Genomic DNA, 16343 nt, shown 5'->3' with positions numbered 1-16343 from the left:
AAGAAGGGCCCCTTCCTATGCAAAAAGCGATAAGAAGGGGCCCTTCCTTGCATCTCAGACGACGGTGCAGGGGCTTCCGTTCAGGGTGAACGCCGTCGGGGCGGGATTGCCCGTACCGGTGTACGACCCACCGAAGCCGACCGAGGTGGAGGCGCCGGGCGCGATGGACCGGTTCCAGTCCAGGTTGCTGGCGGTCACCGTGCTGCCCGTCTGCGACCAGGTGGCCGACCAGCCCTGGGTGAGCTTCTGGCCGGTGGACGGGAAGTTGAAGCTGAGTCGCCAGCCGGCGACCGGGGTCGTGCCGGTGTTGGTGAGCGTGACCGTGGCGGTGAACCCGCCGGGCCAGCTGGTCTGGTCATAGTGGATCCGGCAGCTCAGGCCGCCGTTCGGGACCGCCGTCCGCACCGTCAGGTCGGGCGAGGCCGGCGAGACGTTCCCGGCCGCGTCCCGGGCGGTGACGTAGAACGTGTACGGGGTGTCCGAGGTCAGCCCGGTGACCGTGTACGACGTGCCGGTGCTGGAACCAACCGTGACGTCCGTGGTCCCGGTCCGACGGTGCACGTCGTACCCGGTGACCCGGATGTTGTCGGTGGCGGCCGGCCAGCTCAGCGGAACCGTCGTGGTGGTGACGGCACCGGCCACCGGCTTGCCGGGCGCGCTCGGCGGGATGGTGTCGTCGTTCACGGGGGCGACCGGCAGCACCAGGTGGGTGATGGAGTTCGCCGGGAAGGTGGCCGTGAAGCCCCCTTCCGGGCCGACCGCCTGGTCCGCCACCCGGACCACGCCGGTCAGGTTGGCCGGGCTGTAGCGGTAGACCTGCGCGGTCGTCGCGCCGCCACGGCCGGCCACCGACACGCCGCTGGTCAGGTCGGTGCCCGACTTGTTCACCACGACCAGGGTGAGCGCCTTGTCCGAGGTGCGCTCGGCCGCGTACACGGCGAGCTTCTCCTGGTCGGCGCTGGTGGCCTTGACCGAGGTCTCGCCGAACGCGCCGCCCTTGCCGTCGTAGTTGCGGTAGATCCGGAAGGCGTTCGCCACCGGCTGCCCGGGGTCGGGCGCGGTCCACAGCGCGGCGAGGTCCAGCCCCTCCCGACCGAAGATGCCCAGTACGTCCGCCTCGGCGAGAGCGCCGTTGATGTCGTCGTACGCGCCCCAGTTGTACTCGGTGATCGCCGTCTTCGTGCCCGGGTAGTTCTGCGCGACCAGCTGCTTCATCCGCGGGATCATCTGCACCGGCTGGTTGATCCAGCTCTCGTCGACGTACGTCGGGTCCCACAGTTGCCGGGTGGAGCGCAGCCGCAGCGCCTGGGTGGTGGCGTCTCCCACGCCGCCCAGGGCGACCCCGCTCTGCTGCGGGTAGATGTGGTTGTCGAAGTAGTCGAGGATCCGGGTGCCGTGCTGCTGCTCGTACGCCTTCATCTGTTGCAGGTACCACGGGCCGAGGTCGACGCCGCCGTGCGCGGCCTTGTCCGGCGGGTTGCTCCAGCAGCCGGTACGGCCGCAGGTGTCCTGGTCGAGGCCGGAGTAGATGATCGAGTTGAGGCCCCAACCGACCGGGCCGAGCGTCCTGGCACCCGGGTCGGCCTGCTTGATCGCCGAGGCGTAGTCGTACGTCCGGTCCCGCAGCTCGTCGTAGCCCAGGCCGGTCGGCCGGACGTCCCGGTGGGTGGAGTGCCAGAGGTCGGGCTCGTTGTCCAGGCCGTAGTACCTGACCCCGCCGTTGGCCGCGGTGCCGTAGCGGTCCTTCAGGTGCTTGATCCAGTCCGTGACGTAGTCCGGGCCGATCTCGGTGCTCGTGTCGTGCGGATCGTTGCCCGTGATCAGCGTGCCGTCCGGCTTCTTGCCGTTGCCGCAGTCCGGCGACCACGGGTCGGTGGATTCCTGCGGGCCGTACTTGGCGACGCTGAACCCACAACTCTTGGTCCGGTCCTTGGGCGTCCAGCCGATCAGCGGCATGGTGAGCAGGCTCTGCGTACCGGTCCGGACGTCCTGGTCGACGAACCGGTCCGGCTCGGAGCCGTCCGGCAGCTTCGTCGGGTCCGGGGTGTCTGCCGGGATGTTCTCGAAGTACCAGTCGCCGGCCCGGTTGCTGGTGTCGGTCTTCCAGTTGAACCGGGTGGTGGCGTTGCCGCCCCAGCGGTTGAGCGGCAGTCGCAGCTCTTTGGCGAGGCTCTCAGTGGCGAAGTTCATGCCGTAGACATCCGGGCTGATCGCGTGCCGTCCGGCAGTGGCGTCGATGGACAGCGCCGGACCGGCGTCGGCCGCGACCGCTGATCCGGGCGGCACCACGGCGCCCACGGCGCCCAGCAGGAGGATGGTCAATAAGGTTTGTCGATGGCGCACAGAAGCTTCCCTTCGCGGGCAGAGTGAAGCGGGGCAGGGCGGGGTGAGGGTGGAGCGCGGTTGGGAGCGCTCCCAGCCACGATGCCAGAATCAATTGATCCACGTCAACGCGGTTGAGTCGGAAATCGGTCAGCGGGCGTGTCCCGACTTGCGACATAGTCCTATCAACGGGACTGTTGATCCGATCCAGTCCGATCCAGTCCGATCCAGTCCGGTCCGGCTCGGTCCCTTGCGGCCGGTCCGGTCCCTTGCGGTCTGGTCCGGTCCCTTGCGGTCTGGTCCGGTCAACCATCGACCGTGCCGCACAGCTCCCGCCACGAGAACCCCGAGCGGGATCCATCAGCCCAGGAGGCGGTATGACGTCCCCCGTACCCGCGATCCGGCACCGGCCCCGACCGAGGGCCCTGACCCGGATCCTGGCGATGACCGCCGCTGTCCTGCTCGGTGCCGGCGTCGCCCCGGCCGCCGTCCGACCCGCCCAGGCCGCCCCGGTCGGCTACGTCCGGCTGGCCCACCTGTCCCCCGACACGCCGGCCGTGGACGTCTACCTGAGCAAGGCTGCCCCGGGGGCCAAGCCGCAGGTGTTCCGGGCGGTGGGCTACGGCCAGCTGTCCCAGTACCTCACGATGCCGGCCGACCGGTACGCGGTGGCGATGCGCAAGGCCGGCGCGCCGGCCGCCGACCCGCCGGTGCTCACCACCGAGGTGGCGGTGGCGGCCGGTCGGGCGTACACGGTGGCCGGGGTCGGCCGGTACGCCGACCTGGGTCTGCGGGTTCTTGACGACGATCTGAGCCCGCCGCCGGGCGGCCGGGCCAAGGTGCGGGTGGTGCAGGCCTCGGTCCGGGCGCCGGTGCTGGACGTGGCCGCGGTACGGGGACCGACCATCGCCACCGGCGTACAGTTCGCGACCACCACGGACTACGCCGCCGTCCGGCCCGGTTCCTGGCACCTGCGGCTCGCCCCGCCCGGCGCCAAGGTGACCACCTCGGACTGCACGCTCGCCGTCGACACGGTGTACTCGCTGCTGGTGTTGGACGCGAAGTCCGGTGGGCTGCGCACCGAGCTGCGGGTCGACGCCCGCGGCGGTGCCGTCGTACCGACCGGCGCGGTCGCGGCCGGCGCCGGAGGTACGGCCCGGACCGACCGGTGGTACCTGCCGCTCGCCGTCGTCGCCACCGGCCTGCTGCTGGCCGTGCTCACGGCCGGGATCGCGCTGCTGGTCCGGCGCCGGTCCCGCACCACCTGGTGAGCACCCCCGGACCGGCCACCGCACGGCCCGAAACCACCGGACCAGAACCGGCCCGGCCCACCGGCGCCGACACGGTCCCGGTGACGGTCCCCGCCCGGCCCACCGGCACCGGACCAGAACCGGCCCGGCCCACCGGCGCCGGCCGGGAGCCCGGCATCACCCGGCACCGGACACGCTGGCCGCCCGGTCGGTACCGACTGGCCCCGTTCCGGGTCGCCGGCCTGGTTCTGCTGTTGACGGTCACCACGGCCGCCGCGCTGGCACTGACCGGCTCCGCACCCGGCATGCCGGTCTGGTATCCGGCATGCGAGCGGCTGTGCGCTGGAGCCGACGGCGGGGCGGACATCGGGGCCGACGGCGGGGCCGACGGCGGGGCCGACGGCGGGGCCGACGGTGCGACCGGGCCGGACCTCGGGCCAGCCGCCGGGCGAGGCGTCGGGCCAAGCGCAGAGTCAGGCGCCGGGGCACCGCGCCGGCTGCGGGTCGCCCGGTTGGGCATCGACTCGCCGCTCGCCGTACTCGGCCTGGACCACGCGGGCGAACTGGTCCCACCGACCGACTACGACCGGGCCGGCTGGTACGGCGGCGGTCCGGCGCCGGGTGATGTCGGGCCGGCCGTCATCGCCGGGCACGTCGACTCGACCTCGGGTCCCGCGGTGTTCGCCCGGCTCAGCGAGTTACGCCCCGGTGACCGGATCGAGGTGTTCCGCGGGACCGGCGTGGTCGCCTTCCGGGTCGACTCGGTGACCCACCATGCCAAGGACCGCTTTCCCACCGCCGATGTGTACGGGCCGACGCCCACGCCGCAGTTGCGGCTCATCACCTGTGGTGGCGACTTCGACCGGCGTACCCGGCACTACCGCGAGAACGTGGTGGTCTTCGCCACCGCGGAGGCGGTGCCCGCCTTCGCCCCGGCCGGATGACCGGCGCCACGCGGCGGCCGGACAAGCGGCGCCCGGGAGATGGCCGGCACGGCGACCTGCGCCCGGCCCCGGGGCCGGGACGTGGTCGAGGCCGCCGTTCCCGGCCCGGCTCCGAACCCCCGGACTGATCCGCTCCGGGAACGAACCGACCAGGCCAGCCGACCCGGGGTGATCGCTCAGTCCGACTGGGCGGCGAGTTCCCGGGCCCGGTCGCGGGCCGCCTCCAGCGCGGCCAGCAGAGCCGCCCGGACGGCGTGGTTCTCCAATTCGCGGATCGCCGAGATGGTGGTGCCGGCGGGTGACGTCACCGCCTCGCGGAGCTTGACCGGATGCTCGCCGGAGTCCCGCAGCATGATCGCCGAGCCGATGGCCGTCTGCACGATCAGGTCGTGCGCGACCTGGCGCGGCAGCCCGAGCAGGATGCCGGCGTCGGTCATCGCCTCCACGAGGTAGTAGAAGTACGCCGGTCCGGATCCGGAGAGCGCGGTGACCGCGTCCTGCTGCGACTCGGGCACCCGGATGGTGGCGCCCAGCGGGGTGAACATCTCCTCGGCGAGCGCGAGGTGTTCGTCGGTGGCGTGCGCCCCCGCCGAGATCGCGGTCATCGCGGCATCCACCAGGGCCGGCGTGTTCGTCATCACCCGGACCACCGGCGTACCCTCGGCCAGCCTGCGGTTGAAGAACGCGGTCGGCAGGCCGGCACAGAGCGAGATGACCAGCTTGTCGGCGGGTACCTTCGGGCCGATCTCGGCCAGCAGGTTGGCGGCGTCCTGCGGCTTGACCGCCACGGCCAGCACGTCGGCCGCGCCGACCGCGGTGAGATTGTCCACCACCCGTACGCCGTGTCGGGCGCCCAGTTCCGCCGCCCGGGCCGGCCGGCGGGCGGTGGCCAGCAGCTTCCCGGCCGGCCAGCCGGCCCGGAGCAGTCCGGACAGGACCAGCTCGCCGATCTTCCCGGCGCCGATCACCGCCACCGTGTGCGCACCCGCCGCCATGACCCCTCCTCAACCAGCCTCGTCAGCGAGCCTAGGCCCAGTCCCACATCGGAACCCCCACCGTTGAGGCCCGCCCCACCCGGAACGCCCCGCCCGGAGCCGCCCGCCCCCGCTCAGAACGGCCCCGCCCCGGTCAAGGCGGCCCGCCCAACCAGAACGACCCGCCCCGGAGCGGCCCGCACCGCTGAGGGATGGCCCGCCGTGCCCGGCGCAGAGATCAAGCCTGACCGCTCGGAGCCGGGCACGGCGGGCCATCCCGACCACCGTCCAAGCCGGCACCAAGCGGCCAGCCCCGACCGCCGTCCAAGCCGGCACCCGCGGGCCACCCCAGGGCGTCAGCTGCCGAAGAAGACCTCGGCCTCGGTGTAGCGCTCCAGCGGCACGGTCTTCAGCTCGGCCGTCGCGGCCGCCAGCGGCACCCGGACGATGCCGGTGCCCTGCATGGCCACCATCTTGCCCCAGTCACCCTCGTGAACGGCGTCGATGGCGTGCAGGCCCAGCCGGGTCGCGAGCACCCGGTCGAACGCGGTGGGGGTGCCACCGCGCTGGATGTGGCCCAGTACGACGGTCCGGGCCTCCTTGCCGGTCTTGGCCTCCAGCTGCTCGGCCAGCCACTGGCCGATGCCGCCGAGCCGGACGTGCCCGAAAGCGTCGAGTTCCTGGTTGTGCAGCACCATCTGCCCGTCCAGCGGCTGGGCGCCTTCGGCCACCACCACGATGGGGGCGTACTGGTGCTGGAACCGCTTCTCGACGTACCCGGCGACCTGTTCGACGTCGAACCGACGCTCCGGCAGCAGGATCACGTTGGCACCGCCGGCGAGCCCGGCGTGCAGGGCGATCCACCCGGCGTGCCGGCCCATCACCTCGACCACCAGGGTGCGGTGGTGGCTCTCGGCCGTGGTGTGCAGCCGGTCGATCGCCTCCATCGCGATGTTGACCGCGGTGTCGAAGCCGAAGGTGTAGTCGGTGGCTCCGAGGTCGTTGTCGATGGTCTTCGGCACGCCGACCACCTGGACGCCCAGTTCGTACAGTTTGGTGGCGACACCGAGGGTGTCCTCGCCACCGATCGCGACCAGCGCGTCCACGCCCTGGTCGGCCAGGTTTTCCTTGATCCGCTCGACCCCGTTGTCAATCTTGAACGGGTTGGTCCGGGACGAACCGAGAATCGTCCCGCCGCGCGGCAGGATCCCACGGACCTCGGCGATACCGAGTGGCCGGCTCAGCCCGTCGAGCGGGCCGCGCCAGCCGTCCTGGAAGCCCACGAACTCGTGGCCGTAGTTGGCCACGCCCTTGCGGACCACCGCGCGGATCACCGCGTTCAGGCCAGGGCAGTCACCGCCGCCGGTCAGCACGCCGATACGCATGAGCTGATTCTCCTTCTCTCCGAGCTCGATCAGCCCGTCGAGCCCCAGGGTCGAAGTCAGGTCAGACTGCGGCGTCGTTGCCGGCCCGGGGCAGGCCGTCAGTGCGAACTCTAGCGGCCGGATCCGGAGCCGGGCCAGCAGGCCGGCATTCCCCCGGCGGTGGCGTCCCGCTGGCGGACGGGTGGAGTGGGCCCTAGCCGCCCATGGCCCGCCAGCGGGCCAGGTTGTGTCGGGCGTCCACCAGCGCGTCGTGCCGGCCGGCGGCGGCCTCCGGCAGTGGCGGTCGGCCCTGGTCGTCCCAGCGTTGACGCAGGTCCTTGGTGAACCGGGGCAGTTCCCGGGGCAGCGCGGGCATCGCGCCCCACAACTGGGCCAGCGCGACGTGGTCGTACGCGGCGAACCAGGCCCACAGCTCGATCCGCTCGCCGGTCCGGCCCCGGACCGGCTCGGTGAGGAAGTCGTACAGGTCGTCCCGGATGCGCTCCCGGGACCGCCACGCCGGGTCCGCCGGTGAGGGCAGCCGGTCCAGTACGTTGCGGCGTACCCAGGGGATCGCCCGGCGATCGTCGAACTCGGTCGAAACCGCGTAGAACTCGCGTTCGTACTCATCGACGACGCCGATCGACACGAGGTCGATGGTCCGGCCGTCCTCGATGAACTCGCAGTCGTAGAAGTAGCGGTACACCATCACCGCAATCCTGGACCACCGCCGCCTGGTCCCGACAGGCGGGGCCACGTTCCAGGACGGTCCGTAGGCGGATGCCCGGTGGCCCACCCGACAGGTGGACCACCGGGACCTCCCCAGGCTCAACCGCTCGTTTCTCCCCCCGCGGTCGACACCGACGTCGGTCCATCGCGACCGACCGGGCGAAGCACCCCCGCCCCTACCCCGGCCGGCCGCGACGCCCCGCGACCTGATCCGCCCCGCCCCCGTGTGGCCCCCACCCGATGGCGGATCTACCGATCATCGTGCCCCGCCACCAGCATCGGAACTGTCACGGAAACGATTTGAGGGGTGTACAGCACGCGACAGGACAGTCATGATCTGATGTGTAGCGCTGCCGGGCGGAAAACCGGTGTCAAAGCAACCCGCGTCCGGCGATTGTAGGGTCCGGGTGCGGCAGGTGGTCCGTACCGGGGAGGGGTTGTGCCGTGGAGGGACGCCTACCGGAGCAGGGTGACGCGCTCACCGGCGTCGAGATGTTCGCTGGTCTGGAGCCGGAGGTACGGCAACGGGTGATCGCCGCCGCCGTGCCGCGCACCTACCGCAAGGGACAGTTGCTGTTCGTGGAGAACGATCCCGGCGAGTCGCTGATCGTGCTCCGCCGCGGCGCCGTGGCGGTCTTCCGCACCGCGCCGACCGGCGAACGGGCCATCCTGACCGTGATGCGCCCGCCGGACGTGCTGGGCGAGGTCTCGCTGCTCGACGCCTCGACCCGGTCGACCTCGGCCGAGGCGATCGAGGACACGACCGCGTTGGCACTGAGCCGGGGCGCGTTCATGGAACTGGTGCACTCCAATCCACGCATCCTGGACGCGGTGATGCGGGCGCTGGGTGGTCTGATCCGGCGGCTCACCGAGCAGAACGCCGACCACGTCTTCCTTGACCTGCCGGGGCGGGTGGCCAAGACGCTGGTCCGGCTGGCCGGCGAGAGCCAGGCGCCGATGATCACCATCGAGCTCAACCAGAGCCAGCTCGCGGAGATGGCCGGTGGTTCGCGACAGAGCGTCAACCAGGCGATCGGCTCGTTCGCCAGCCGGGGCTGGTTGCGTACCGAGGGCCGGCGGATCGTGGTCACGGACGTCGGGGCGCTGCGCCGGCGGGCCGGCATGATCGACCGCTGATCGACCGCCGGCGGCTTCCCCGAACGACGAACGCCGGCCAGCCGTGATGGCTGGCCGGCGTCCACTCCTGATGCCAGTCCCGGTGGTCAGCCCTTGGGCGGGGCGGTGGGACCGGGGCCGATCTTCGACTGCGTCGACGGCCCGTCCACGGGCGGGACGGTGGGACCGGGACCGATGAGTCCCCGCACCGACGGCCCGTCCTTGGGCGGGACGGTGGGACCGGGACCGATCGTCTCGGGATCGTCCGCCGGCGGTGCGGTCGGACCGGGACCGATGAGTCCCTGAGGGGCCTGGCTTTCGGTCGCCCCGTCGGTCTCGACGCCGTGACTGTTGAACTCGTCAACCACTCCCTGCTCCTCCAGTTCGGCGAGGGTGACCACGTCGATGTCGACGACATCGCCTGCTTGGTGCGCCGCTCCGCTGAGGTCGGTCCAGGCCGACGCCAGCCGAACATACATTGTGGCCTCCTCGAAACGAATGAACTTCAACCAAAAGGCTATCGGCGTACGCGGTTTGGCCAAGAGATCGTCGGATTGTCAACACGTCGATTACCGCGCTGGCCACGGCACGCACATACTGGAGCTGAGCTTCCCTGCGACCTGACGGAGCCACGAGATAGCGTGACCTGCCCCGACTGCTCACGCCCCGCCGGCCCGGACGACCGGTTCTGCGCTGGCTGCGGCCGTAACCTCGCTCCGCAGTGTGCCCACTGTGGACGGCAGAACGCATTCGACGCCCGATTCTGTACCAACTGCGGGCAGCCGTTGACCAGTGGTGAACCGACCACCCAGGAGGATCGCCGCCAGGTCAGCGTTCTCTTCATCGACATCGCGGACTTCACCGCGTACGCCGAACGCACCGACCCCGAGCAGGCCCGGAACCTTCAGCAGGAATACTTCGCGACCGTTCGCCGACTGGTCCGTCAGTACGGCGGCGTGGTCGAGAAGTACATCGGCGACGCCGTCATGGCGCTCTTCGGAGCACCGGTCGCCACCGACAACGACGCGCTGCGGTGCGTACGCGCGGGTCTGGAGCTGCAACGGGCCCTGGCCCGGCAGCCGGCCAACAACCAGCCGCCGATGGGCTTCCGGGTCGGCATCGCCACCGGCGAGGCCCTGGTCAACCACGCGGCGGCCCGGGACGGCGGCCAGGCGTTCGTCACGGGTGACGTGGTCAACAGCGCGTCCCGGCTCCAGTCCCTGGCGCCCACCGGCGGGGTGGTGGTGGACGAGGCCACCCACGCGGCGACTCAGCGCGAGATGGAATACATCGAACAGCCGCCGGTCACGCTGCGCGGGCGCTCAGCGGTGAGCCGGGTCTGGTTGGCCACCCGGGCCCGTCCGCGCGACGAGCTGTACCAGGCCGAGCTGGCCCCGATGGTGGACCGGGACCACGAGCGGGGCCTGCTGGTCAACGCCCTGCACCGCACCGTCCACGAGGGCGTGCCGCAGCTGGTGACCGTCTTCGGACCGGCCGGGGTGGGCAAGAGCCGGTTGCTGCGGGAGCTGGCCCGGCACGCCGCCAGCCTGCCCGGCCCGACCGTGGGTTGGTGGGTCGGCCACTGCCCGCCGTTCGGGGAGAACGTCGCGTACGCCGCGTTGGCGGACATCGTCAAGGCGTGGGCGGGCATCCTGGACAGCGACGACGAGGCGACCCGCGCCGCCCGGCTGCGCGCCCGGCTGGCCCGGCTGCCCGACGGGCGCGGGGACTTTCTCCCCGACGCCCTCGCGCCGCTGGTCGGCGTGCGCGGCGAGCGCCTGTCCCCGGGGGAGACCGAGTCGGCGTGGCGACGGTTCCTGCTCGGCCTGACCTCAACCGGGCCGACCGTGCTGGTCTTCGAGGACATGCACTGGGCCGACCAGCCGATGCTGCACTTCGTCGAGCAGCTCGGCGCGGCGGCCCGTGGCCTGCCGCTGCTGATCATCGCCACCGCCCGTCCCGAGCTGCGCGAGCAGCAACCGGCCTGGACGAGCACGATCAGCGGGGCGATCTCGATCTCGGTGCCGCCGATGCACGACTCGGACATCGCCACGCTCTACTCGCTGCTGCTCGGGCAGGCGGCCCTGCCGGCCGACGTGCTGGAACCGCTGATCGAGTTCGCCGACGGCAATCCGCTGTACGCCCAGGAGTACACCCGGATGCTGGTCGACGGGGGTCTGCTGCGGCAGGCCGGCATCGTGCTCAGCAAGCCGGGTACGCCCCGGATGCCCCGTACCGTGCAGGCCGTCATCGCCAACCGGCTCGACCTGCTGGAGGCGGCCGACCGTGCGGTGTTGCAGGCCGCCGCCGTGGTGGGCGCGCAGTTCTGGCCGGGGGCGGTCGCCGCCGCGGTGGGCCGGACCACCGAGTGGGTGGAGCGTTGCCTCGACCGGCTCCAGCAGCGGGACCTGGTCTACGAGCAGACCTCCTCGGCCATGGCCGACCAACCGGAGTACCGGTTCCGGCACGTGCTGGTGCGGGACATCTGCTATCAGCGCCTGCCCCGGGCCGAGCGGGTGGCCCGGCACCAGCGCACGGCGGACTGGCTGGAGCGGGTCTCGGACGGCCAGCAGAACGACCTGGCCGAGGTGCTGGCCAACCACCGCTGGGCCGCGCACGAGATCGCCCGCACCGTTGGTATCGACCCCGCCCCGTACGCCGGACCGGCCCGGGCGGCGCTGTGGCGGGCGGCCCGCCGGGCGTACGCGCTGCACGCGCTGGAGGCGGCCGAGAAGTTGATCACCCGGGCGCTGGGGCTGGAGCTGCCGCCCGATCTCGGCCTCGACCTGTTCGCCGCCGAGATCGCCCTCTACCGGGACAGCGACGCCTTCCTCAGCGACGGTGGCAGCAAGCGGCTGCGCGAGCTGGCCGACCGGCTGGCCGCCACCGGCGACCGGGCGGGCGCCGCACGGGCCTGGACGCTGCTCGGCACCGCCGCGTGGCGCCGGGCCGACCGCGCGGAGACGCTCGTCTGTCTCGACCGGTCGATCGCGCTGTACGAGCACCTGCCGGCCTCGGAGGAGAAGGCGGGAGCGCTGCTCGAACTGGCCCGGGTACGGATGATCAACGCGGAGACCGAGCCAGCCTGCCAGGCGGCCCAGTCGGCCGCCGAACTGGCCAGCGGGCTCGAACTGTTCGAGGTGGCGGCCGACGCCCGGGTCACCCTGGCCGCCGCCCGGTACATGGCCGGGGTACCGGAGGCGTTCGACGAGCTGGTCGCGATCACCGAGCACTGCCGGAAGCTCGGCCTGTCCAGCCGGCGGCGGGCGTTGCAGAACCTGGCCTGGGCGTTGCAGGAGGAGGGCGACCTCGCCGGCTCGGCCGAACTGGTCAAGGAGCAGGCTTCCATCGACGTGGGCGGCGGACACAGCCTGGCGATCGACTTCGCCCAGCAGTTCGCCGACGCCTACTACGCCGGTGACTGGACCACGTCGGTGCGGGCCGCGGCCGAGTTCACCCGTCGGCCCACCGCCGAGTGGGACCTGCACCTCGTGGGCATCGCCGGCTGGATGCGGGCGCTGCGCGACGAGTCGCCGGCCGCCGACGGCACGGACGAGGTGGACCAGGCGCTGGCCGCCGCGCGCCGCAGCGGCTTCCGCCGGGTGCTCCGGTCGACCCTCGCCCAGGCCGCGCTCTGCCGGGCCGTACAGGGGCGGCTGGCCGAGGCGACGGCGTTGCTGACCGAGCTGGACGACGACTACCGGCTGACCCCGATCATCCCGTTCATGGAATGGACGGCTGCGGCCGGGCACGTGGCCGCGGTGGTCGGCGGCGAGGCGGCCGAGCTGGTCCAGCGGATGCTGCACCGGGCCCCTCGGGAGACCCCGTGGGCCAGGGCCGCCCGGCACGCCGCCGAGGGGGCCCTGGCCGGCGCCGCCGGGGACCGGGCCGGCGCGCTCCGGTCGCACGCCGCCGCCGTGCGGGTGTACGCGGACCTGCCCGCGCGCACCGACCAGGCGTTGGCCACCGCGCTCCTGGTCGGGGCGGGCGACGAAACCAGCCAGACCGAGGAGGCGGCGGCGGTGCGGGCGTTCGCGACCCGTAACCGGGCGCCCGGCCTGCTGCGCCTGGCCCACCTCGATTGACGCCGATGAGTCCCGGCCCCGACCCCTCCGCCGGGGACGAATTCGGATTTGCCGCGAAGGTGACTTTGCGCTTGATCATCGGAGCGGCGCGGACCGGTTACCGGACCGAGCGTCGACCTCGGCGAGAACTGCCTGGTCAGAGGCGCTCCGTGCCATCCGGGCCGGTCTGTGGGCCCCGGGCCGGCCGGTGACGGCGGCCGGCGCGGACCGGGTCGGGTACCCGTACCGGATGTGCCGCGCCACAACGTACTCCCGGAACGGGTGGCCGCCGTGTCAGGATTCAAGGCACGGCGTACGGAGGTCGCGGGCGAACGGGAGACCGGACGCGCACGCCGGGCAGGGAGGGATGTCGGGTGTCAGGAGGTGGGGCCCGGCGGGGCCGGCGGGACAACGGGATCGACGCGAGCGAGTACGCGGTCGCCGGTGACGTCGATCCGCGGGTCGGCGAGCACCTGCTCGACGTGCTGGCCGCCGGCGGGATCGCCGCGTACCTGCAGCCCTCGGCCGACCTCAACCCGGTCACCCGGACCACCACCGTGCCGGCCCGGCCGGTGGATCGGCTCTACGTCGACCGGGCCCACCTGGCCACCGCCCGCGACTACCTGACGCAGCTCGCCAACGACGCCACCGGCGACACGGCGACGGCTGAACCCGCGCGGGATGCCGACGTCGAGGCCGAGTGGGCGAAGATCGTCGCCGGGTACCACCTGGACGTGGCGGCCGGGTCCCGACCCTGGCCCGCCGCCGAGGACATCGTCGTCGATCCCACCGCGCCGCCCGCCGGCCCGGTCGGTGCTCCGACCGATCCGCCTGGACCGACGACCCCCGGCGCCCGGCGGCTGACCTCGGCCACGGACATCTCCGGCATCTCGGTGAGCGACCGCGACGACCGGTCACTGCTCGACGGGCTGGACACCTTCGGCGCGGACCTGCCCGACGAGCCGGAGGAGCACTTCACTCCCCCGCCGCCCCCGCCGCTGCCGCGGCCCTCCAAATACACCGTCGCCGGTGTGCTGGCCGTGCTCTGCGGCTTCACGCTGTTCCTCGTCCCGACCCTGCTGCCGATCGACGGGGACATCGCGCAGCTGATCGGATTCACCGGCATCCTGGCCGGCTTCGTGACGCTGGTCTGGCGGCTGCGGCCGGGCGACGACGAGGATCCGGACCCGGACGACGGGGCGGTCGTCTGACCGTCCATAACCCGACCACGTTCGCGATTCGGGGCAATGATCGACAGGCTGTAACATTCGCGCAACTTTGGGTCAGTAGGAATACTGCGAAAGGTCGATCCTTCTGCCGACCGTCGGTTCAGACGACGGTCGAGCCCACCCCTCGCGAGGTACCGATGCGCCCCCGATCGCTCGTGGTAGTAGCCAACCGTCTGCCCGTCGACGACAGCCTGCCGGATGGCGCCTGCGAATGGCGGCGCAGTCCCGGCGGACTGGTGAGCGCCCTTCATCCGCTGCTGCGGCGGGAACCGGCGACCTGGGTCGGCTGGGCCGGCGGGATCGGCGCGGCGCCGACGTTGCCCGACGTCGACGGCGTACGCCTGGTCACCGTTCCACTGTCCGAAGAGGACGTCCGCGACCACTACGAAGGGTTCGCGAACGCGACCCTGTGGCCGCTCTACCACGACTCGGTGGAACAGCCGGTCTATCACCGGCGCTGGTGGGACGCGTACCGGCGGGTCAACCAGCGGTTCGCGGACGTGGTGGCGGCCACCGCGGAGCCCGACGCGGTGGTCTGGGTGCAGGACTACCACCTGCAACTGTTGCCGAGCATGCTGCGGGAGCGCCGGCCCGACGTACGGATCGGCTTCTTCCTGCACGTGCCGTTCCCACCGCCCGAGCTGTTCATGCAACTGCCCCGGCGTGCCGAGCTGCTGGCCGGCATGCTCGGTGCCGACCTCGTCGGCTTCCAGCGCGTCCAGGCCGCGCACAACTTCGCCCAGCTCGCCACCCGGCTGCTCGGCCTGCCCGCCAGCGACGAGCAGATCACCGTGGCCGGTCGCCCGGTGCGGATCGGCGCCTTCCCCGTCTCGATCGACATGGCCGAGATGGCCACCCTGGCCGACCAGCCCGAAGTGCTGGCCCGGGCCAGACGGTGGCGGGGTGACCTCGGTGACCCACGGCGGGTGGTGCTCAGCGTGGACCGGATGGACTACACCAAGGGCATCGAGCAGCGACTCAAGGCGTACAGCGAACTTCTGGCGGACGGTCGCGTCAAGGTCCACGACACCGCGCTGGTGCAGGTGGCGGTGCCCAGCCGGGAACGGGTGGCGCAGTACAAGGTGCTGCGCGACCGGGTGGAGCACCAGGTCGGCCGGATCAACGGCGAGTTCGGCCGGGTGGGCGAGCCCGCGATCCACTACCTGACCCAGGGGTTCGACCGGGCCGGCCTGGCCGCCCTCTACCGGGTGGCCGACGTGCTGGCCGTCACCCCGCTGCGGGACGGCATGAACCTGGTCGCCAAGGAGTACGTGGCCGCCCGGGTGGACGGCGGCGGCGCGCTGCTGCTCAGCGAGTTCGCCGGCACAGCCGTCGAGTTCACCAGCGCGTTCCTGGTCAACCCGCACGACCTCGACGGGCTCAAGCGGACCCTGTTGGACGCCCTCCAGGCGCCGCCCGACGAGCTACGGAACCGGATGCGGTTGATGCGTGACCATCTGCGCTCGCATGACATCCGCGCCTGGGCCCGGTCGTACCTCACCGCCCTGGACGAGACCGGTGCGCTGGCCGACCGCCTCACCGCCGACTGACCCGGACCGGAACCATCAAGGCTGCGCACGCGGCGCCTTGAACACCGACTGTCACAGTCCAGCTGGACGCGGCACCTGTGGATCGGAATCCGCGATGCGGTCCAACCAGTCTCCGAGCAGTGCGCCCTCGTGGGCGGTGAGCGCCGTGAGGTCGGGTAGGGCGGCCCGGAGGGCGACCGCCGCCACCGCCGGGCCGAAAGGCTCAGCCGCGCGCGTGTCGATCAGGATGGTTGTGCAGACGGCTTCCCACGCCAGCTCCGCGAGGGTTTCGTCCCGCTCGTCGTCGGGCTGGTCGATGAGGGTGAACACGACGCCCGTGCCGGCCGCGTGGATGAGCGCGACGGCGCGATGTTCGGGCACGCGCAGACGGCCGGTCTGGGCGACCCGCCGCACTCGCTGTCGCAGTACTTCGATGCCGGACTCGATGGTGGCCTGCCCGTCCGGCGTCCGCTTCGCCGAATGCATGAGCCGGAACAGGGCGGGGTTCGCGAGGCCGAAGCCGACGTGCAGGTTCCACCCGGCGTGCAGACCTTCGACCGGATCGTCGTCGGTGTCGACGGGGGGCTTCCGCGCCACGTAGCTCGCGAAGCCGTGTTCCGCCACGGCGTCGAGCAACCCGTCCTTGTCGCCGAAGAGACGGTAGATCGCCGGCGCCTGAACGCCGGCGGCGAGCGCGACCGAGCGCGTGGTCACCGCGTCAGGCCCCTCGCTGGCGAGCAGGCGTGCGGCGACTTCGACCAGCCGGGTCCGTACGGCGTCGCGGGCCGGCTGCGGGACGGGTGCCTTCATGATTCCAACGTT

General features: G+C 72.1%; 12 protein-coding genes. 6 read left to right on the top strand and 6 right to left on the bottom strand.

The genetic code is table 11. From position 1 onward, the window contains the following. Nucleotides 1-54: 54 nt before the first annotated feature. On the bottom strand, nt 55-2322 hold the full coding sequence (locus tag ACXN5W_RS03790) for a glycoside hydrolase family 44 protein (protein WP_473156717.1): 2268 nt from the start codon (nt 2320-2322) through the stop codon (nt 55-57). A 377-nt stretch (nt 2323-2699) separates the two neighbouring features. On the opposite strand from ACXN5W_RS03790, the gene ACXN5W_RS03785 reads away from it, so the two are divergent. Both ACXN5W_RS03785 and ACXN5W_RS03780 read left to right on the top strand, forming a co-directional pair. Continuing rightward, nucleotides 2700-3593, top strand: a complete 894-nt coding sequence (locus tag ACXN5W_RS03785) for a DUF4397 domain-containing protein (RefSeq protein WP_473156716.1) — start codon at nt 2700-2702, stop codon at nt 3591-3593. Further along, the gene (locus ACXN5W_RS03780; RefSeq protein ID WP_473156715.1) at nt 3590-4516 is read left to right on the top strand and encodes a class F sortase; all 927 of its coding nucleotides are present in this window, start codon (nt 3590-3592) and stop codon (nt 4514-4516) included. The genes ACXN5W_RS03785 and ACXN5W_RS03780 overlap by 4 nt, the downstream gene beginning before the upstream one ends. A gap of 176 nt (nt 4517-4692) precedes the next feature. On the opposite strand, the gene proC is transcribed toward ACXN5W_RS03780, so the two are convergent. The 3 genes from proC to ACXN5W_RS03765 all read right to left on the bottom strand — a co-directional run bounded on the left by proC (nt 4693) and on the right by ACXN5W_RS03765 (nt 7563). Then, on the bottom strand, nt 4693-5511 hold the full coding sequence (proC, locus tag ACXN5W_RS03775; protein ID WP_473156714.1) for a pyrroline-5-carboxylate reductase: 819 nt from the start codon (nt 5509-5511) through the stop codon (nt 4693-4695). 335 nt (nt 5512-5846) lie between these two features. Beyond that, the gene (locus ACXN5W_RS03770; RefSeq protein WP_473156713.1) at nt 5847-6875 is read right to left on the bottom strand and encodes a 6-phosphofructokinase; all 1029 of its coding nucleotides are present in this window, start codon (nt 6873-6875) and stop codon (nt 5847-5849) included. A gap of 193 nt (nt 6876-7068) precedes the next feature. Beyond that, the gene (locus ACXN5W_RS03765; protein WP_473156712.1) at nt 7069-7563 is read right to left on the bottom strand and encodes a polyadenylate-specific 3'-exoribonuclease AS; all 495 of its coding nucleotides are present in this window, start codon (nt 7561-7563) and stop codon (nt 7069-7071) included. Between the two features lie 464 nt (nt 7564-8027). Between ACXN5W_RS03765 and ACXN5W_RS03760 the strand changes: the two genes are divergently transcribed. Beyond that, a complete protein-coding gene (locus tag ACXN5W_RS03760; protein WP_473156711.1) occupies nt 8028-8720 on the top strand; it encodes a Crp/Fnr family transcriptional regulator in 693 nt (230 codons plus the stop codon). Between the two features lie 86 nt (nt 8721-8806). On the opposite strand, the gene ACXN5W_RS03755 is transcribed toward ACXN5W_RS03760, so the two are convergent. Next, the gene (locus ACXN5W_RS03755) at nt 8807-9178 is read right to left on the bottom strand and encodes a hypothetical protein (protein WP_473156710.1); all 372 of its coding nucleotides are present in this window, start codon (nt 9176-9178) and stop codon (nt 8807-8809) included. A 162-nt stretch (nt 9179-9340) separates the two neighbouring features. On the opposite strand from ACXN5W_RS03755, the gene ACXN5W_RS03750 reads away from it, so the two are divergent. The 3 genes from ACXN5W_RS03750 to ACXN5W_RS03740 all read left to right on the top strand — a co-directional run bounded on the left by ACXN5W_RS03750 (nt 9341) and on the right by ACXN5W_RS03740 (nt 15542). Further along, nucleotides 9341-12784: an ATP-binding protein gene (locus ACXN5W_RS03750; protein ID WP_473156709.1), complete on the top strand. Its 3444-nt coding sequence runs from the start codon at nt 9341-9343 to the stop codon at nt 12782-12784. Between the two features lie 353 nt (nt 12785-13137). Continuing rightward, a complete protein-coding gene (locus ACXN5W_RS03745) occupies nt 13138-13974 on the top strand; it encodes a DUF308 domain-containing protein (protein WP_473156708.1) in 837 nt (278 codons plus the stop codon). Nucleotides 13975-14129: 155 nt separating this feature from the next. Then, on the top strand, nt 14130-15542 hold the full coding sequence (locus ACXN5W_RS03740) for an alpha,alpha-trehalose-phosphate synthase (UDP-forming) (RefSeq protein WP_473156707.1): 1413 nt from the start codon (nt 14130-14132) through the stop codon (nt 15540-15542). 51 nt (nt 15543-15593) lie between these two features. Here ACXN5W_RS03740 and ACXN5W_RS03735 read toward each other — a convergent pair whose 3' ends face one another. Next, nucleotides 15594-16331 carry a TetR/AcrR family transcriptional regulator gene (locus ACXN5W_RS03735; protein WP_473156706.1) on the bottom strand — a complete coding sequence of 246 codons (738 nt, stop codon included), beginning with the start codon at nt 16329-16331 and terminating at the stop codon, nt 15594-15596. Nucleotides 16332-16343: the final 12 nt, after the last annotated feature.

Source organism: Plantactinospora sp. A48, assembly GCF_055793945.1.
The sequence above is the reverse complement of the archived record's forward strand: the minus strand, read 5'-3'. Positions and strand labels throughout refer to the sequence as shown.